21 protein-coding genes are annotated in these 18,385 nt (G+C 58.9%); 11 read left to right on the top strand and 10 right to left on the bottom strand.

The annotated features are described in order from the left end of the window. The 8 genes from EOK75_RS17670 (at window position 1) to trpB (ending at window position 6,542) form a co-directional block, all read left to right on the top strand. Complete coding sequence (locus tag EOK75_RS17670; RefSeq protein ID WP_137195331.1) at window positions 1–588, top strand: (d)CMP kinase; 588 nt, start codon at window positions 1–3, stop codon at window positions 586–588. A 138-nt stretch (window positions 589–726) separates the two neighbouring features. Further along, on the top strand, window positions 727–1,359 hold the full coding sequence (locus EOK75_RS17665) for an NAD(P)H-dependent oxidoreductase (protein ID WP_137195330.1): 633 nt from the start codon (window positions 727–729) through the stop codon (window positions 1,357–1,359). Window positions 1,360–1,579: 220 nt separating this feature from the next. Next, complete coding sequence (rpsA, locus tag EOK75_RS17660; protein ID WP_205965510.1) at window positions 1,580–3,262, top strand: 30S ribosomal protein S1; 1,683 nt, start codon at window positions 1,580–1,582, stop codon at window positions 3,260–3,262. Between the two features lie 191 nt (window positions 3,263–3,453). Continuing rightward, window positions 3,454–3,735, top strand: coding sequence for an integration host factor subunit beta (gene ihfB, locus EOK75_RS17655; protein WP_137195329.1), 282 nt, complete (start codon window positions 3,454–3,456; stop codon window positions 3,733–3,735). A 9-nt stretch (window positions 3,736–3,744) separates the two neighbouring features. Further along, entirely contained in the window at window positions 3,745–4,107 is a 363-nt protein-coding gene (locus EOK75_RS17650) for a lipopolysaccharide assembly protein LapA domain-containing protein (RefSeq protein WP_338053356.1), read from the top strand. A gap of 3 nt (window positions 4,108–4,110) precedes the next feature. Next, complete coding sequence (locus EOK75_RS17645) at window positions 4,111–4,749, top strand: phosphoribosylanthranilate isomerase (protein WP_137195328.1); 639 nt, start codon at window positions 4,111–4,113, stop codon at window positions 4,747–4,749. Beyond that, window positions 4,746–5,198, top strand: coding sequence for a GNAT family N-acetyltransferase (locus tag EOK75_RS17640; protein WP_137195327.1), 453 nt, complete (start codon window positions 4,746–4,748; stop codon window positions 5,196–5,198). Before EOK75_RS17645 ends, EOK75_RS17640 begins: the two co-directional genes overlap by 4 nt. A gap of 111 nt (window positions 5,199–5,309) precedes the next feature. Continuing rightward, window positions 5,310–6,542, top strand: coding sequence for a tryptophan synthase subunit beta (gene trpB, locus EOK75_RS17635; protein ID WP_137195326.1), 1,233 nt, complete (start codon window positions 5,310–5,312; stop codon window positions 6,540–6,542). An 18-nt stretch (window positions 6,543–6,560) separates the two neighbouring features. Here trpB and EOK75_RS17630 read toward each other — a convergent pair whose 3' ends face one another. The 5 genes from EOK75_RS17630 to EOK75_RS17610 form a co-directional block, all read right to left on the bottom strand. Continuing rightward, window positions 6,561–6,959 carry a group III truncated hemoglobin gene (locus EOK75_RS17630; RefSeq protein ID WP_137195325.1) on the bottom strand — a complete coding sequence of 133 codons (399 nt, stop codon included), beginning with the start codon at window positions 6,957–6,959 and terminating at the stop codon, window positions 6,561–6,563. 53 nt (window positions 6,960–7,012) lie between these two features. Further along, complete coding sequence (locus tag EOK75_RS17625) at window positions 7,013–7,384, bottom strand: DUF2237 family protein (RefSeq protein WP_137195324.1); 372 nt, start codon at window positions 7,382–7,384, stop codon at window positions 7,013–7,015. 44 nt (window positions 7,385–7,428) lie between these two features. Next, complete coding sequence (gene pth, locus EOK75_RS17620; protein WP_137195323.1) at window positions 7,429–8,136, bottom strand: aminoacyl-tRNA hydrolase; 708 nt, start codon at window positions 8,134–8,136, stop codon at window positions 7,429–7,431. A gap of 109 nt (window positions 8,137–8,245) precedes the next feature. Beyond that, window positions 8,246–8,875: a 50S ribosomal protein L25/general stress protein Ctc gene (locus tag EOK75_RS17615; RefSeq protein ID WP_137195322.1), complete on the bottom strand. Its 630-nt coding sequence runs from the start codon at window positions 8,873–8,875 to the stop codon at window positions 8,246–8,248. Window positions 8,876–9,034: 159 nt separating this feature from the next. Next, window positions 9,035–10,201 carry an alpha-hydroxy acid oxidase gene (locus EOK75_RS17610; protein WP_137195321.1) on the bottom strand — a complete coding sequence of 389 codons (1,167 nt, stop codon included), beginning with the start codon at window positions 10,199–10,201 and terminating at the stop codon, window positions 9,035–9,037. A gap of 119 nt (window positions 10,202–10,320) precedes the next feature. On the opposite strand from EOK75_RS17610, the gene EOK75_RS17605 reads away from it, so the two are divergent. Further along, on the top strand, window positions 10,321–10,770 hold the full coding sequence (locus tag EOK75_RS17605) for a YtoQ family protein (RefSeq protein WP_137195320.1): 450 nt from the start codon (window positions 10,321–10,323) through the stop codon (window positions 10,768–10,770). On the opposite strand, the gene EOK75_RS17600 is transcribed toward EOK75_RS17605, so the two are convergent. The 4 genes from EOK75_RS17600 to hemE form a co-directional block, all read right to left on the bottom strand. Next, on the bottom strand, window positions 10,767–11,345 hold the full coding sequence (locus EOK75_RS17600) for a DUF1190 domain-containing protein (protein WP_137195319.1): 579 nt from the start codon (window positions 11,343–11,345) through the stop codon (window positions 10,767–10,769). The two genes, EOK75_RS17605 and EOK75_RS17600, sit on opposite strands and share 4 nt — an antisense overlap. 49 nt (window positions 11,346–11,394) lie before the next feature. Then, window positions 11,395–12,621, bottom strand: coding sequence for a glutathionylspermidine synthase family protein (locus EOK75_RS17595; RefSeq protein WP_137195318.1), 1,227 nt, complete (start codon window positions 12,619–12,621; stop codon window positions 11,395–11,397). Window positions 12,622–12,687: 66 nt separating this feature from the next. After that, window positions 12,688–14,082: a DUF6880 family protein gene (locus tag EOK75_RS17590; protein ID WP_137195317.1), complete on the bottom strand. Its 1,395-nt coding sequence runs from the start codon at window positions 14,080–14,082 to the stop codon at window positions 12,688–12,690. A gap of 42 nt (window positions 14,083–14,124) precedes the next feature. Next, window positions 14,125–15,156: a uroporphyrinogen decarboxylase gene (gene hemE, locus EOK75_RS17585; protein WP_137195316.1), complete on the bottom strand. Its 1,032-nt coding sequence runs from the start codon at window positions 15,154–15,156 to the stop codon at window positions 14,125–14,127. Window positions 15,157–15,273: 117 nt separating this feature from the next. Here hemE and hemC point away from each other — a divergent pair, with 117 nt between their 5' ends. Together hemC and EOK75_RS17575 are read left to right on the top strand one after the other, a co-directional pair. Next, a complete protein-coding gene (gene hemC / locus EOK75_RS17580) occupies window positions 15,274–16,218 on the top strand; it encodes a hydroxymethylbilane synthase (protein WP_137195315.1) in 945 nt (314 codons plus the stop codon). Then, a complete protein-coding gene (locus EOK75_RS17575) occupies window positions 16,196–16,927 on the top strand; it encodes a BUD32 family EKC/KEOPS complex subunit (RefSeq protein ID WP_137195314.1) in 732 nt (243 codons plus the stop codon). The genes hemC and EOK75_RS17575 overlap by 23 nt, the downstream gene beginning before the upstream one ends. On the opposite strand, the gene EOK75_RS17570 is transcribed toward EOK75_RS17575, so the two are convergent. Further along, entirely contained in the window at window positions 16,908–18,323 is a 1,416-nt protein-coding gene (locus EOK75_RS17570; RefSeq protein ID WP_137195313.1) for an FAD-binding oxidoreductase, read from the bottom strand. The two genes, EOK75_RS17575 and EOK75_RS17570, sit on opposite strands and share 20 nt — an antisense overlap. Window positions 18,324–18,385: the final 62 nt, after the last annotated feature.

The following is an 18,385-nucleotide window of genomic DNA, read 5'->3' as shown; positions in this document are numbered from 1 at the left end:
ATGACATTTATTGTTGCGATTGACGGCCCTGCTGCGGCGGGAAAAGGCACGATCAGCCGCGCCGTGGCGGCGCATTTCGGCTTTGCGCATCTGGATACGGGGCTTTTGTACCGTGCCGTTGGCGTTAAGGGCGGCGATCCGGTAGAGGCTGCCCGCAACCTGACCGAGGCTGATCTGGCCCGCGACGATCTGCGCAGCATGGAGGCGGGGCAGGCGGCCAGCCGTGTTGCTGCAATCGCAGAAGTGCGCGCCGCATTGGTCGATTTCCAGCGCAGCTTTGCAGGCCGTGCGGGGGGCGCGGTTCTTGACGGGCGCGATATTGGCACGGTGATTTGCCCCGATGCCGATGTGAAGCTTTACGTCACCGCCAGCGCCGAGATCCGCGCCCGCCGCCGCTGGCTGGAGCTGGGTGAAGGCGCTGATTTCGCAGATATACTTGCCCAAGTGCGCGAACGCGATGACCGCGATATGAACCGCCTTGATGCCCCACTGAAACCTGCCGAGGGGGCGATTACCCTCGATACGTCCGAGATGACGGTAGAGGATGCGGTTGCGCGGGCTGTGGCAGAGGTTTCGGCGCGGCGCTGATCGCATTCAGCAGCACGACCTATGTGATTTCCGCACAGTCGCTTTGCGCCTATGCGCGTTTTCTGCACAGCTGCGACGGCATAGGTACATCTCATAGAAAAAAAAGCACGCCAAGGTGGCGGAGAATAGGAATACCCAATGTTGAACGAACGTTTGAACTGGCGCTATGCCACCAAGAAAATGGACCCTTCGAAAACTGTCCCGCAAGAAAAGCTGGACCGTATTTTGCAGGCGATAAGCCTTGCGCCCACCTCTAGCGGGTTGCAGCCGTTTGAGGTGATCGTGGTCAAGAACCCCGAGATCCGCGCGAAACTGCGCGAGGCAGGATTTGATCAGGCGCAAATCACCGATAGCACCGCCGTTCTGGTTTTCGCCGCTTGGGACAATTACACCGAGGCGCGAATCGATAGCGTGCTGTCGATGACCGAAGAGCAGCGCGGGATGAAATCCGACACGCTGACGGGATATTTTGACCGCCTCAAGCAATCTTATTTGCCACGCGATGCGCGGACTAATTTTGAACATGCGGCGCGCCAAGCCTATATCGGCCTTGGCCTTGCCGTAACGGCCGCCGCTTTTGAAGAGGTGGACGCAACCCCGATGGAAGGGTTCGAGCCCGAAAAGTTCGATGAAATCCTTGGCTTGCGCGAACGTGGCCTGCGTTCGGTGGCGATTTTGCCTTTGGGCTACCGTGCTAATGAGGGCGACTGGTTGCAGGGTGCGAAAAAGGTGCGCCGTCCGATGGAAGACTTTGTGACGGTTGTGGATTGACCGAAGGGGCTTGGGGCGGCGTAACCTGCCCCAAGCCGTCTTGCACGTGTCGTCTTACCCTTGCCATAAAGGCTTTTCCGCGTTAATACCCGCGCAATCTTGACGAGATTCCATGCGTGCTGCAAGTCAGTGCGCTTTTGGCTTTTCGGCGTGATCCCATTCCAAGACCGGCGGAGACAACCGCAAGGCCAGCAAAACGACGAAAAGGAAACTATTTTTAATGGCTACTATGAACTCCATGGAAGAATTCGAAGCACTCTTGGAAGAGAGCCTCGAAATTGACACCCCTCAAGAAGGGTCTGTTGTCAAAGGCAAGGTTATCGCGATTGAAGCGGGCCAGGCCATCATCGACGTCGGCTACAAAATGGAAGGCCGCGTTGATCTGAAAGAATTTGCCGAAATCGGCGGAACTGCTGAGATCGAAGTCGGCGACGAAGTTGAGGTGTTCCTTGACCGCGTCGAAAACTCTCGTGGTGAAGCACAGATTTCACGTGACAAGGCCAAGCGCGAAGAAGCTTGGGACCGGTTGGAGCGTGCATACGCTGATGAAACCCGCGTTGATGGTGCTATCTTTGGCCGCGTCAAAGGCGGCTTTACTGTGGATCTGGGCGGCGCTGTTGCGTTCCTTCCTGGTTCTCAGGTTGACGTGCGCCCTGTGCGCGATGCCGGCCCGTTGATGGGCATGAAGCAGCCGTTCCAGATTCTGAAAATGGACCGTCGCCGTGGCAACATCGTTGTGTCGCGCCGCGCCATCCTCGAAGAATCGCGTGCCGAGCAGCGTGCCGAAGTTATCGGCAACCTCACTGAGGGCCAAACTGTTGACGGCGTTGTCAAAAACATCACCGAATACGGTGCGTTTGTTGATCTGGGCGGCGTTGACGGCTTGCTGCACGTCACTGACATGGCATGGCGCCGTGTGAACCACCCGTCCGAGATTTTGGCGATTGGCGAAACCGTTAAGGTTCAGGTCATCAAAATCAACAAAGAGACACACCGCATCAGCCTTGGCATGAAGCAGTTGCAGTCGGATCCATGGGATGCGGTTGAAACGCAGTATGCCCTTGGCACCGTGCACAAAGGCCGTGTCACTAACATCACCGATTACGGCGCATTTGTCGAATTGGAAGCCGGTGTTGAGGGTCTGGTTCACGTCTCCGAGATGTCTTGGACCAAGAAAAACGTACACCCCGGCAAGATCGTTTCCACCAGCCAAGAAGTTGACGTCATGGTTCTGGAAATCGACAGCGCCAAGCGTCGCGTTTCCCTCGGCCTCAAGCAGACGCAGCGTAACCCATGGGAAGTGTTTGCAGAAACCCACCCAATCGGGACCAACATCGAAGGCGAAGTTAAGAACATCACCGAATTCGGTCTGTTCGTTGGCCTTGATAACGACATCGACGGCATGGTTCACCTGTCCGACCTGTCTTGGGACCAGCGCGGCGAAGACGCGATTGCCAACTACCGCAAGGGCGACACGGTTCAGGCCGCTGTTACCGAAGTGGACGTTGAAAAAGAGCGTATCAGCCTTTCGGTCAAAGCCCTTGGCGAAGATACCTTCTCCGACGCGGTTGACGGCGTGAAGCGCGGTTCCATCATCACGGTTGAAGTGACCGCGATCGAAGAGGGCGGCATCGAGGTGGATTACAACGGTATGAAATCCTTCATCCGTCGTTCCGACCTGTCGCGTGACCGTGCCGACCAGCGCCCTGAGCGTTTCGGCGTTGGCGACAAGATCGACGTGCGCGTGACCAACGTGGACGGCAAGACCCGCCGTTTGGGTCTTTCGGTCAAAGCCCGCGAGATAGCCGAAGAGAAAGAAGCCGTGGAACAGTACGGCTCTTCCGATTCGGGCGCATCGCTTGGCGATATCCTTGGTGCCGCACTGAAAGGCGACAAGGAATGAGCAGAGGCTGTTAAAGCCCTGTAAATCTTATCGAAGGCCCCGCATTTTTGCGGGGCCTTTGCTACATCTTTGCAAATGCATAGACTTACTTGGTTTTCCTGTTTGTCAGGGAACGATTTTTCCCTATAGTTAGCACATAAAATGTTCGACGGTGCCAAAGCCGTTGTTGGCCTCACGGGGGGACTAAAGGGATGATTCGTTCAGAACTGATCCAAAAGATTGCAGATGAAAATCCGCACCTGACGCAGCGCCACGTAGAGCGTATCGTCAACACAGTATTCGAAGAAATTATTGAGGCGCTGTCGCATGGTGACAGGGTTGAGCTGCGCGGTTTTGGCGCGTTCTCGGTCAAGTCGCGTGATGCGAGAGTCGGACGAAACCCGCGCACGGGGGAATCGGTGCAGGTTGAAGACAAGAAGGTTCCCTTCTTCAAGACCGGCAAACTGTTGCGCGACAGATTGAACGGAAGGTAAAGGTCCAAGATGATCCGCTATTTGCGTTATGTGTTTCTGGCCGCGCTGGCCATTGTGTTGCTTACGGTGGCTTTGGCCAACCGGGGTGCTGTAACTTTGAACGCATTGCCGGCGGATATTGCGGCCTTTGCCAATCTGAACTTTATGCTGACCGTGCCGCTTTATATGGTGATCTTTGCCAGCATCATCGCCGGTCTGATGATCGGTTTCGTCTGGGAATGGTTCCGCGAGCACAAGCACCGCGCCACCGCGACCGCCCGCGCCCGTGAGGTAAAGCGGCTGGAGCGTGAACTGGACTCTCTGCGTCGCGCCAATCTCGAACCCAAGGATGAGGTTCTGGCGCTTCTGGACCGTCCTGCCAAGGCGGGCTGAGGCATGGCAGATGTAAGGGTGAAGATCTGCGGCCTGCGCAGTGCTGCGGATATGGCGGCTGTTGTTGCTGCTGGCGCTGGCTATGCCGGGTTTGTTTTCTTTCCCAAATCACCCCGTAATCTGACGCTGGAACAAGCACGCCTTTTGGCCTTTGCTGCCCCGCCCGGCCTTGCCAAAGTGGCGCTGACTGTGGGGGCCGATGATGCCACGCTGGACGCGATTATTGATGCCGTTCCGCTTGATATGCTGCAACTCCACGGTCAGGAGACGCCCGAACGCGTGGCGGAAATCCGCGAGCGTTACGGCTTGCCGGTCATGAAGGCGATCGGTGTCGCGGATGAAGGTGATCTTGCGATGCTGACGGAATATTCCCTTGTGGCCGATCAAATCTTGATTGATGCGAAGCCCCCTAAGGGCGCGGATTTGCCCGGCGGAAACGGGCTGTCTTTTGACTGGCGCTTGTTGGTGGGGCGCAAATGGTTGCGTCCTTGGATGCTGGCGGGGGGGCTGACACCTGAAAACGTGGCCGAGGCGATCCGCCTGACAGGTGCGCGGCAGGTTGATGTTTCCTCTGGTGTGGAAAGCGCGCCGGGGTTGAAGGATGCGGCAAAAATGGAAAAATTTGTGAGGGCTGCTACATGATCCGTTGGCGTGAGGCGCTTCGTGCCGATGTCCCTGCTATCGTCGCGTTGTTGCGCGACGATGCTTTGGGTCAAGCCCGTGAAAGCACAGATATTGCGGAATATACCGCCGCTTTTGACGCGATGTCCTATGAATATGGCAATGCGTTGATTGTAGGCGAGGCGGATGGCCGCGTCGTCGCAACCTATCAGCTTACCTTCATCACCGGTCTTTCCTTGCGCGCCAGCCGACGCGCGCAGGTGGAATCGGTACGTGTGGCGGCCAAGGTCCGGTCCGAGGGCGTTGGCTCTGCGTTGATGCGCGATGCCGAAATGCGCGCGACCCATGCAGGTTGCACATTGATCCAGCTGACCAGCGATAAAACCCGCGAGGATGCGCAGCGGTTTTATGAGCGGGCGGGGTATGCGCCCTCTCATATCGGGTTCAAAAAGCGGCTGGACCAAAGCTAACGCGAAACCTTTCCAACTGTGCTTGGCTGCGCTAGATCAGTGGGTGACTTAGGTTTTTGCGGCGTCGATGATTTGGCGCGGCACGTAGGATTGAACGAAGGGCAGGAACAGATGGCCGAGAATGGATTGAATAGCTACATGACCGGCCCGGATGAGTCCGGTCGTTTCGGGATCTTCGGGGGACGCTTCGTCTCTGAAACCCTGATGCCGCTGATATTAGAGCTGGAAGAGCGGTATGAATTCGCCAAGACGGACCCGACATTTTGGGCCGAAATGGATGACCTGTGGAAGCATTACGTTGGCCGCCCCTCGCCGCTTTATTATGCGGAACGGCTGACCAAACATCTTGGCGGCGCCAAGATTTATCTCAAGCGGGATGAGTTGAACCACACCGGCGCGCATAAGATCAACAACGTTTTGGGCCAGATCATCCTTGCACGCCGTATGGGCAAAACCCGTATTATCGCCGAGACCGGTGCGGGGCAGCACGGTGTTGCGACCGCCACCGTTTGTGCGAAATTCGGTTTGAAATGCGTGGTTTACATGGGCGCGCATGATGTTGAACGTCAGGCGCCCAATGTTTTCCGGATGCGGCTTTTGGGGGCTGAGGTGGTTCCCGTTACCTCTGGCCGTGGTACGTTGAAGGATGCGATGAATGACGCGCTGCGCGATTGGGTGACCAATGTGCGCGACACGTTTTATTGCATCGGAACGGTCGCAGGGCCGGCACCTTATCCGGCGATGGTTCGTGATTTTCAATCGATTATCGGCCAAGAAGTACGCTGGCAACTGCCCGAGCAAGAAGGCGAGGGCCGCCTGCCCGACACGCTTATCGCGGCTATTGGCGGCGGCTCCAACGCGATGGGGCTGTTCCACCCGTTCCTTGATGATCCTTCGGTGAATATCATCGGGGTAGAGGCGGGCGGCAAAGGTGTCGATGACCGGATGGAGCATTGCGCCTCACTTTCCGGTGGCCGCCCTGGCGTGTTGCATGGCAACCGCACCTATCTGTTGCAAGACGATGACGGGCAGATTTTGGAGGGCTTTTCCATTAGTGCGGGCCTCGATTACCCGGGTATCGGGCCGGAGCATTCTTGGCTGCACGATACGGGCCGCGCGAAATATGTGGCGATCACCGACGCCGAGGCGTTGGAGGCGTTCCAGCTTTCCTGTGCCTTGGAGGGGATTATCCCGGCGTTGGAGCCTAGCCACGCGCTGGCGCATGTGATGAAAATCGCGCCTAATCTGCCTGCGGACCATATCATCGTGATGAACATGTGTGGTCGTGGCGATAAGGATATCTTTACCGTGGCAAAGCACCTTGGCTTTGACATGAAGATTTGAGGCCGTAGGGGTGGCGCGTTAAAAGCGCGGCACCTCACCCTTGGGCGCGTCGTGCTGTACCAAGCCATAGCGCAAACCGCGTCCGATACGATGCGCAAGTGCGGACCATTGCGCCGCTGTTTCAGGTGGCAGATGTTGGGTCAGGGTGATGTCGAACATCTCCAGCCACGGCTCAAACATACTGGGCCGCACATTACCCGCAGCGGCATGAACCGCCATCGGATTGCCGTTATAGCTCCGCTCCATCAAAATCGCATTGCGCCAGAAACGGGCGATTTTCGCCTCATGCTCTGGCCAGTCGGTGACATGGGACGTAAACACGGGGCCAAGCTTGGGGTGGGCGCGAACGCGCGCGTAAAAGCTGGCGACGACAAGGTCGATCTGTTCATGCGAAATGGGGAAACGCGCCAAGCTCATGCTTGTAGGATTAGACCGCTGCGGCATTTGCTGCAAGTGTCATGCTGCCGCAGCTAGTCCAATGCATAGCTTTGCAGGATTTTCAGGCTGACGATTTCCAATGTGCGAATATGGGTGCCGGCGAGGTGTACGCGGGGTGCGGCCCCTTCCTCATGCGCTTGCAAGAACCGTGCGGCACAAAGACACCAGCGATCCCCGGATTTTAGGCCAGCAAAGCCGAATTCGGGGCGGGGTGTGGACAGGTCATTGCCCAGATATTTCGAAAGGGCCAGAAACTCGGCTGTCATCACGGCGCAGACGGTGTGCATACCGGCATCATCCGCGCTGGTATCACAGCAGCCGTTGCGAAAAAATCCGGTAACGGGCGATGTGGAACAGCTTTCTAATGCCTCGCCTAGTACGTTGGTCGATTGGTATTTGGTCATGATATTCCCTCCCAGCCCTGAACATATATAGATACCACAGGTGGTTAGCGAAACCTATCGGCCAATTTTTGCAAGGCGCTGCGGCTGTCTGTTTCGGGGGCGGCTTCGGGCTTGACGGGTTTCGGTTCTGGCGGTTTGCGCGGGGTTTTGCCCTCGGGGCGCGCCTGTCCGGTAGAGGGGCGCGGGGGGGCGGTGCGCAGGGCCACAGCGTTAGAAAATTTTGGCCCGTCGCCTGCGGCCAGTGCCTCTGCCCCGTCGGACAATCCACGCAGCAGGTCATCCAGCCAGTCCTGATCGGCCTTGGCGAAATCATGTAGCACGTAATTGGCAACCGCATCCTTATGGCCCGGATGGCCGATGCCAAGACGCACACGGCCGTAAGCCTCCCCGACACAAGCATGGATGGAGCGTAGCCCGTTGTGCCCAGCATGGCCGCCGCCCTGTTTGAGGCGCATCTTGCCGGGGGCGAGGTCCAGCTCATCATGGAAAACCACGACGTCTTCCAGCGCGGTCTTGTGAAAGGCCATCGCCGATTGCACGGCCTGCCCCGACAGGTTCATGAAGGTTTCCGGTTTCAAAAGCAGAACACGCGCGTCCCCCAACCGCCCTTCGGACACCAGCCCTTTGAACGCCTTTTTCCACGGGGTGAACCCATGGTCGGCCGCGATCCGGTCCATCGCCATGAAGCCGATATTGTGGCGGTTGCCTGCATATTTCGTGCCGGGATTGCCCAGACCGACAAAGAGTTTCATCGCACGATCCTTGTTGTTGTCAGGCCGTCTATAACAGCCGCTGCCGAAAAAGCAAAAGGCGCGGCAGGTTGCCCCGCCGCGCCTTCATATCCGGCCCTAGGGCTGCGGATTATTCTTCGGCTGCTGCCTCTTCGGCATCATCACCTTCTTCGTTGTCGCTGGAACGCAAGCCCGATGGGGCCGAGATGTTCGCGATAACAAAGTTACGGTCAACCGTTGGCTTGGCGCCTGCGGGAAGTTTGATGTCTTGGATGTGGACCACGTCGCCGATGTTCAGACCGGTCAGATCAACAGTGATCTTTTCGGGGATATCGCCTGCGGTGACTTCCAGTTCAACTTCGTTACGCACAGCAACCAAAGTGCCGCCGCGCTTGAGGCCGGGGGCTGCTTCGTGGTTGATGAAGTCCACGTGAATGAACAGCTTGATGCGGCTGGTCCGACGCAAACGCATCAGGTCGAGGTGCAAAGGAATGTCCTTTACAACGTCGCGCTGAACGTGACGGCAGATAACGCGCACGTCTTCCTGACCTTCAACCTTGAGGTTGAACAGGGTCGAAAGGAAACGGCCTGCCTTCAGGTGCTTGATCAAGTAGTTGTACTTGATGTTCAGCGGCAACGGGTCAGCACCACCACCATAAACAATACCGGGCACCATTTCGTCACGACGAGCTTGGCGGGCGGCCCCCTTGCCTGTCCCCACGCGTGCCTCGGCTACAAGATCCGGGATCTCTTTTGCCATTGTAATTCTCCATATGTTAAGTCCGCCGCCCTCCAAGGGTGTGCGGCGCGACTTGGGGTCCATAGCTGGGAATCGCCTTCGGTGAAAGAAGAAAAACAGCTTTGGCCGTTAAAACTCGGGTCTTTTGCTATTCTTGACGCGGATATGCGGGAAAGTGCGTCATTCCTCCCAATCGCCTTCGAACCCTTTGGGTATTAGAAGGTTATGCCGCCCAAGGCCGTCAATGCGGCGTTCGCCCACAAGGCCCATCGTTGTCAGCAACTCTTTCTGGATGACTTCCAGCGATTTGGTCACGCCTGCCTCACCCATCGCGCCCAGCCCGTTGACAAAAGCACGCCCGATGTAGGTGCCCTTGGCCCCCAATGCCAGCGCCTTGAGCACATCCTGCCCTGAACGGATACCGCTATCCATATGGACCTCGATCTTGTCGCCAACCGCATCAATAATGCTTGGCAGCGCCGAGATTGCGGAGGGCGCACCATCCAGTTGTCGCCCGCCGTGGTTGGAAACCACAATCGCATCGGCCCCCACAGCCAGCGCTTTGCGGGCATCATCGGCATCCATGATGCCTTTCAGAATGATCTTGCCGCCCCACATTTCCTTGAATTGCGCGATCCGCGCCCAATCAAGCGACATATCAAAGGCCTCTGCCGTCCAAGCCGCCAGATCGGTGGGGTCAGAGACGCCCTTGGCATGGCCCACGATATTACCAAAGAACCGCCGCTTGGTTTGCAACATGCCAAGGCCCCATTGCACCTTGGTCATCATATTGGCGATGGAGGCAGGCGTCAGCTTGGGCGGGGCCGACAGCCCGTTCTTGAGGTCTTTGTGGCGCTGTCCCAATATCTGCAAATCCACCGTGATAACGATGGCCGAACAATTTGCCGCCCGTGCGCGTTCAAACAGACGGCGCATGAAATCATCATCCCTGAGGGTATAGACCTGAAACCAGAAGGGTTTGGTTGTATGCTCGGCAACATCCTCGATGGAACAGATGCTCATGGTCGACAAGGTGAAGGGCACGCCCATTTTCTCGGCGGCTTTGGCGGCCAGAATTTCACCGTCGGCGTGCTGCATTCCGGTCAATCCGACCGGCGCGAGGGCGACGGGCATTGCGACATCTTCACCGATCATCTGGCTTTGGGTGCTGCGGCCTGACATATCCACCGCAACCCGCTGGCGCAGCCGCAGCTTTGCGAAATCTGATGTGTTGTCGCGAAAGGTCTGTTCGGTGTAGCTGCCGCTTTCTGCGTAATCATAGAACATTTTCGGCGTGCGGCGTTTGTGCAGGCGCTTCAGGTCATCGATGCAAGTGATTACGGGCATGGGGCGGCTCCTGTGTGTGGTAAGTTTTGGTTACCAATCATGGCGGGGTTGCGCAACACTTACTGCGGGTTGGCCTTCACCCGCACCGCTGTTAGGTTGCGACAAAAGAGGAGGCGATTATGGCGCTAAACGTATATCTTGCAGGTGAGATTCACAGCAATTGGCGGGATGAGATTGCCGCGGGCTGCGAAGGTCTTGATGTTGTGTTCAGCGGCCCTGTTACCGATCATGCGGCATCGGATGATTGCGGCGTGGCCATTATGGGCCCCGAGGAAAACAAGTTCTGGCATGACCACAAAGGTGCCAAGCTGAACGCAATCCGCACGCGGCACGATCTGGCGGCGGCGGATGTGGTCGTGGTGCGTTTTGGCGATAAGTACAAGCAGTGGAATGCGGCGTTTGATGCGGGGCAGGCGGCGGCCCTTGGCAAATCACTGATCGTGCTGCATGGCGCGGACCATCAGCACGCCCTCAAAGAGGTGGACGCAGCCGCCTTGGCCGTGGTGGAACACCCCGCCCAAGTCGCCCAGATCCTGCGCTACGTGCTAAAAGGCCAGCTGCCCACTTAACCGCCAGAGCTGGTGCGCCCCGAGCTGGAAGAGCCGAACCCACCGCGCGATGTGGCGGTTGCGCGGGTCATCGGTGCCTTGCCTGCGGTCGCGGCAGGCTTGGTGAATTGCGACGTGCTTAGCTTCCCGGCCCCTGAGTTGCTGGAAAACGTGCTGGAGCGTGCGGCGTTGGTATATTTCCCGTCGGCGGTTTTATACATAGGCTGACTGGCCGCAGCACCCCGTCCGCCCCCCAGCATATTGCCGATAAGATAACCCATCATCAAAGGCATAAAGATGCTGCCCGATCCGCCTTGGGTGGCCGCCTCTTCCGATCCGCAAGCGCCTTCGCCGTGCTGCTCTTCGCAAACGGCAATGCTGTCATAGCGGGGGGCCGCCTCAACATGCAGGGCCTCTGCCTCGGCAAAGGAGGCGTCGCAATCCTCGGCGGTGAACATGCCACCGTTTTGGGCGGCGTTAATGCAGCTTCGCAGGTCAGGAAAGGCCTGCGCATCGACCTGCTCTTCTTGGCAGCCCGCAAGCGTGAAGGCGGCAGCGCCCATAATGGTGATGGCAACGCGGCTGGAACGTTTCATTGTGGCAAGCCTCCCTTTTCGTCAAATTCAGTTATGCACTTAGCGCAGTTCACGCAGAAATAAAATGCGGCTTAAAGCGCGACAGGTCTTGGGTGATGCGGGAACGATCCTCGCGGATGCCGATGCCCGCGCAGGTCTCCCCAATAATCCATGCGCCGATCACGGGGCGAAAGCCCTCAAACTGCGGCAAGGGGGTGTAGGCTTGGACGATGCGCGGATGTTCGGCGTAGGCATTATTCTGCGCCTCCTCGACCAACTCCCCGTTTTTGATGATAGAGACGGACGCCCCTTCGCGTGAAAAGACGGGTTTGCAGACATGCCCCTTGGCAAGCTGGTCAGCCGCGCGCCCGAAACTTTCGGCAATATCCGGCGCGGCGGGGCCACGACCGGCCAGCGCGTCGTTGATGTCGGCCTCAAAGAAAGCGGGCAGCAGGTTGGGGTGGCCCTCAAACATACTCCAAAGCACGGGCAATAGGCCTTTGTTGGACAAAAGCGCCTTCCATGCCGGTTCCAGAAACAGACAGCGAGAGCCCGCGATATGGTTGGCATATTCATCGCGCAAAAGGTCTTCCCAAGGGTAGAGTTTGAACAGCACGCCGATCACACGGTCTTCGTCATCCAGAAACTGACCGTCCTTGCTGATGGCTATTTTCTCGAGGTCGCAATAATGCGCGCCCAAACCTGCCTCACGCGCGGCCCAGCCCATGGCCTCTACGGTGGCGTAATCTTCGGGGTTGCCACCAATGGCGGTGAAATGCAGCTCGCTTTCCGGTTCAAACACAGCTTTGAACCGTTCCACAAGCGCCTCATGCAACCCGTTGAACTGATCAGAGCCCGGCTCCAACACGCCGGCGGCAAGCTGATCCTCCAGCCATTGCCATTGAAAGGCAGCGCTTTCATACAGCGAGGTCGGCGTATCTGCGTTATATTCCAACAGCTTGGCTGGCCCCTTGCCGTCATAAACCAAATCAAACCGCCCATAGATTTCAGGATCACCGCGTCGCCAGCTTGTGGCGATCAGGTCGCGGTGTGCCTCGGGGATGGCCAGCTTTTCCATCAGCGGTTCATTGGCAAGGATATGGGCAACAGCCTCGCGGCACATCGCGTGCAGCTCTGTCGCGGGGTCCTCAATATCGGTCTCGATCTGGTCCAGCGTAAAGGCATAGGCCGAGGATTCGTCCCAATAGGGTTCGCCATGCATATCGGCAAAGCTGAAGCCAACCTCGCGGGCATGGTCGCGCCAATTTGGGCGCTCTGGCAAAGTGATTTTCTTCATGTGCTGGCCCCTTGGCATTTGGTCAGTGTTAAAGCGGTTTTACGGGCGAAAGGCCAGCGCTGGAAATTACCCGACCTGCGCCCAGAAGGAAGATTTCCGTATGTGCCGTGATTTCAGCGTTTGAAGGTATTCGGCATGGGTTGGAAAAGGTCCATACTCCGCGATCTCGGCATCAAGCGCGGTGCAATCGACAAGGTGGCTAGCCGCATGGGCGTAGCGCGAGGTGCGCGCCCGTTCAAGTGTGTCGTCAATCATGGCACGCCAAAGCAAAACGGCTGCGCGGGGGTGACGGGCGCACAGCGCCTCGGCCAGCGGGGTCAGCAGCAGGTAGTGATCGCCGTTGATGTCTTCAGCGCGGGTCTCAATCAATTGGGCGGCGGTCAACAGGTCCGGCCAATCGCGGCAGAATTTCAGCGCGGCAGAGGTGTTCGGCCAAGCCAGCACATGCTCTTTGGCGCGGCCCTCGGCCTCGATATCGTCGAAATCAGGCAAGAGCTTGAGGTAATCGCGCAAAGGGGCGGGGTTCAGATTGGTGGTAAAACTGGCCCAGCGATGGGTTTGCGCATCATCGATCCGCCCGAGGGCGGTGAGGCAGGCGATATAGGCGGCGTCCCATGTCTCTTGCCCGTAATCGCGCCCGTCCTGATCGGCCTTTTGCAACAGGTCCAGCGCGGCTTTGGGTTTGGTTTTAACCAGCAACATGGCGACCTCGGCGGCGATATCTTTGCGGGTCAGATCATCCTTGGAATATTGAGAGATATAGGCGGCGGTATCGCCCATGGCGGTGGCAATCTCTTGCAGGCAGCGCTTGATGAGCCGCGACTTTCGGGTCGTGGTCTGGCCGCTTTCACGGCGCAAGGCGCGTATAAAGGGCGGCTCCGTTTGGTCATGCGCCTCTACCGCCGCCTTTAGCCGCGCCAAGCCTTCAGGGCCAAGCGCAGGGGCGAGACAGGCGATGATCCCATCCCATTCCCCGTAGCTGTTATCTTGCAAGGCGGTCCAGATGCGATCGGCCAGCGCCATGGGGTCCGGCATTGCGCGGGGTGCGATATCTGTGAATTGGCCGCGGGCGGCGCGAAAGACATCGCCAACCTCGCCGCGGCTATCATCGACGCGCGCATAGATGGATGGGGCAAGGTCCACAAATTCCCACAACAGATCAAAGGCGGCGGGGGCATCCTCGGCCGCGATTTTATCGATGATCATCGACAGTTGGGTTTCAAGATCCTTGACCAGCGCCTTGCGTTTGCGCCAGCTGACAAAGCTGCGGGCTTTACGCAAAGAGATCAGCCGTTTGCGCACCTCATGGGCCAGCTCTGCCGCGCCGAGGTTATGGCTTAGCTCCAGCCGCAAACGGCGTTTGATATCGGCGCTGCCCGTGCTGACTTCCATCAGCAGGGCCGCCAGACGGGCCGCGCCCAGCCCTTCAAGATTGGTTTGGTTCAGGGTCTTTTTTGACATGCTTCAGTCTTGGCACCGGAAGGGGTGAAAGAAAAGCCGCCTTTACCGGCCCCGAACAGCATCGATCATGCGCGATACGTTATCGGGATCGGCATCGGGTGTGATACCATGCCCAAGGTTAAAGATATGCGGACCGCCGGAAAAGGCTTTGACGATCTGGCGGGTTTCATCCACCAGCGCCTGCCCGCCCGTCACCATATGCCGCGAAGCAAGGTTACCTTGCACACAGCCATCGACCTGCACATTTGCCGCACCCCATTCTGGCGTCACAGAATTGTCCAGCGCCACGCAATCTGCCCCTGTGGCCTTGGCAAAGCCGATATAGCCGTCGCCCGCCTCACGCGGGAAGGCGATGATAGGAATGCCGGGGTGACGGGATTTCAGTTCGGCAATGATGCGCTTGGTCGGAAGCAAGGCGAAATCGTGGAAATCTTGCGCCTTCAGGCTGCCGGCCCATGAATCGAACAGTTTGATAACCTCGGCGCCGGCACGGATCTGTGCATCCAGATATTCGATCGTGCCATCGGTGATGCGGTCAATCAGCGCAGCAAAGGCCGCGCGGTCGGTATCTTTCAGCTTATGCGCCGGGGCTTGATCGGGGGTGCCGCGCCCTGCAATCATATAGGTGGCCACCGTCCATGGCGCGCCGGCAAAGCCGATCAGCGTGGTCTGGGGCGGCAATTCCTGTGCCAGAATTTTCACGGTTTCATAGATGGGTGACAAGGTCTCATGGATGTCGGCGGTGGGGCGCAGGGCCTGCACACCCGCCATATCCGTAATGGTCGAAAGGCGCGGCCCCTCGCCGGTGACAAACCACAGGTCCGCCCCAAGCGCTTGTGGCAGCAGCAAAATATCGGCAAAAAGGATGGCCGCATCAAAGCCGTAGCGGCGGATGGGTTGCAATGTCACCTCGGCCGCCAGTTCGGGGTTGTAGCACAGCTTCAGGAAATCGCCGGCCTGTGCGCGGGTGGCGCGATATTCCGGCAAATAGCGCCCGGCTTGACGCATCATCCAGATCGGGGGCGTCGGCAGGGTTTCGCCTTTCAGCGCGCGCAGGATGGTTTTCTCGGTCATGGGCATCTCCTCTGGCTTGTATCTGCCATCCCAAGATAGGGCGCAGTTGTCAATATGACACGTTGCCCGCGAAAGTGCCCGTTGAACGCGCGCGCCCTTGGCGCTAAAGATGACGGCATGAAAAATGCACTCCCCTCCCCCGCCCGTCCGTTGCGCATTGGTACCCGTGGTTCGCTCTTGGCGATGTGGCAAGCGCATGAGGTCCGCCGCAGCCTGATGGTGGCCCATGATCTGTCCGAAGACGCCTTTGAGGTGGTGGTGATCAAGGTCACCGGCGATATGATCCAGGATCGCGCGCTGAAGGAAATCGGCGGCAAGGGCCTGTTTACCCGCGAGATCGAAGAGGCACTGTTGGATGGCGGCATCGATATTGCCGTCCATTCGATGAAGGATATGCCGACGCAGCAACCCCCCGGCCTGACGCTCGATTGTTATCTGCCGCGTGAGGATGTGCGCGATGCGTTTGTGTCCAATACCATCAACGCCTTGTCAGAACTGCCGCAAGGCGCCGTTGTCGGCTCCAGCAGCTTGCGGCGGCGGTCACAGCTTGCATTGCGGCGCCCTGACCTGAAGCTGGTAGAGTTTCGCGGCAACGTTCAGACGCGGATGAAAAAGCTGGATGACGGTGTGGCGGTTGCGACATTTCTTGCCATGGCGGGGCTGAACCGTTTGGGCATGGCCCATGTTGCAAAATCCGCGATTGAGCCCGAAGAGATGCTGCCCGCCGTCGCCCAAGGCGCGATTGGTATTGAGCGGCGCACAGATGATGCAGCCGTGACCGCATTGCTAGAGGCGATCCACTGCACCCCGACCGGCCACCGCGTCACCGCCGAGCGTGCCTTTCTGGCAGAGCTTGACGGGTCTTGCGAAACCCCGATTGCGGCGCTGGCGTTGCTGGAGGGCGACACGCTTTGGCTGCGCGGTGAGGTTTTGCGTCCCGATGGCACGGAATCCATTGCGGGCGATATTCGCGGACCGATTGCCGACGGGCCGCAGATGGGGCGCGATTTGGCGCGGCAGTTGAAGGCGCGCGCGCCGAGTGGCTTCTTTGACTGGCACTGACCCCATGCTGGAGGCGGCAATTCAGGCGGCCCTCACCGGCCCCTATCACCGTATCATGGCGTTGGATCTGGCCGATGGCCGCAAGGTCTGGCTGAAACGGGCAGAGCATCTTACGGGCCGGATGCGATTGCAAAAGGGCGATGGGGCCAAGGGTTTTGCGCGCGAACGTGACGGTTTGCACCTTCTGGCGCAGGTGGGCCTGCCTGCCGCCCCTATTCTGGCCGAGGGGCCGGATTGGTTTGTGACCCCTGATCTGGGTTCGACTTTGCGACAGTTGATGTGGGACCCCGAGGGCGACAAGACGCCGGTCTTTGCCGCAGCAGGGGCTGCGCTCGCGCGGCTTCACCTGCAAAGCTATCGCCACGGACGCCCTGCCATCCGGGATTTTTGCTGGAATGGCACAGATATTCATTTCATTGATCTGGAGCGGTTTTCCCCCGTCAAGTCCGACCCGCGCGGCTTGGCGCTGGATCTGTTGATCTTTGCCCATAGCCTTGTGGCCGACGGGTTTCGGGTTGCGGGTCCGGTCCCTTTGCAAGAGGCGGCGCTGGGCGCCTATCGCGATCTGGCCCCGGGTATCTGGGCACAGGCGCAAACCACTGCCGCGTGGTTGCGCTGGCTGCCCCCGATTGCGCGGCTGAAATCAGGGTCACGTGATTTTCGTGCCATCGGCCCGACCTTGGAGCTGTTCAGGCGCGATCAGGGATAACCTTGCCGGGGTTCATCCGGTTGTCGGGGTCAAGGGCTGCCTTGATGCTGCGCATGACATCCAGCGCCACGGGGTCTTTGCGCCGCGCCATCGAGGGGCGCTTGGACAGGCCAACGCCATGTTCCGCCGAGAAACTTCCGCGCAGGGCCGCGACCTCATCCTCGACCGCCTCGACCATCTGGTCGTGCAACACGGGGTCGTCGCCGCTGGCGTAGACCGAGTAATGCAGATTGCCGTCACCCAAATGCGCCACGCACATATCCTGCGCATCCGCATCCAAGAGGGGCAAGCGGGCTGCCATACGCGTCAGGAAGGTTTCCACCTGTTCCAGCGGCAGGGCGATATCGGTCCCGATTACAAATTTCGGGGCAAACATCACTTCGGCGGCCAGTTCGCGGCGTTCCCACATGGCTTTGCGCTGTGCCTCGGTCTGGGCGATTTCTGCGTCGAGGACCATGCCCTCTTCCATCATCTCGGCCAGAACCTCTTGCAACAATAGGGTGACAGGGATTTCGCCGGTGTCGCTTGGGGTGGCATCACGCGGGGCGGTGGCGCCCAGTTCGACCAGAATGGTCACGGGATAGGGCGGGGTAAAGGGCTGGCGGATATCGGGGCGCGCCGCAGCCAGACCGTTCATATAAGAGGCGGGCATATATTCAAACGCCTCCACGGCCCCCCCCGTTGCCTCTTGCAACCGGTTCAGCAGGACCAGCGCATCGGGCAGCGATTTTGCTGCAAGCGTGGCCGTGGCATAGGCGCGCGGCTGCGGCACCAGCTTCATAACGGCGGCTGTGACGATGCCAAGCGTGCCCTCGGCCCCGATAAACAGGTTGCGCAGGTCATAGCCGGAATTGTCCTTGTGCAGCTCGCTCATCAAATTCAGGACGCGACCGTCGGCCAGAACCACCTCCAGCCCCAAGCACAAAGCGCGGGTGGACCCGTAGCGCAGCACGTTTGATCCGCCGGCATTGGTCGAAAGCACTCCGCCAATCATCGCTGATCCCCGCGCGCCGAACCACAGCGGAAAGTAAAGCCCCTCTGCCTCGGCGGCGCTGTGCAGGCGGTCAAGGATGACGCCTGCCTCGACAATGGCGATCCGTGTTTCGGGGCGCAGCTCGCGGATTTTGTTCAGACGTTCCACGCTGATCATCAAGCCGCCACGCGTCATGGCACCGCCGACAAGCCCGGTTCGCCCGGAAACAGGCACCACATCAACCCCGTGGCGGGCTGCAAGTTTCAGCGTCTCGGACACCTCAGCCGTGTTGGCGGGGCGGGCCACGGCCACCGGATCGCTGGTGTATTTTCCGGTCCAGTCCTTGGTATAGGCGGCGCAATCGGCACCTGTCAGCACATGGGTGGGGCCCAGAAGTTCGGTCAGTTCAGCGATCAAATTCATGTTCAGGCCCCTTTGTGTTTCACAAGGTTTGTTGCGCAAATCGGTGGGGGGTGCAAGGGCAT

This window comes from Pseudorhodobacter turbinis (assembly GCF_005234135.1).
GTDB classification, from domain to species: Bacteria; Pseudomonadota; Alphaproteobacteria; order Rhodobacterales; family Rhodobacteraceae; genus Pseudorhodobacter; species Pseudorhodobacter turbinis.
The sequence above is the reverse complement of the archived record's forward strand: the minus strand, read 5'-3'. Positions and strand labels throughout refer to the sequence as shown.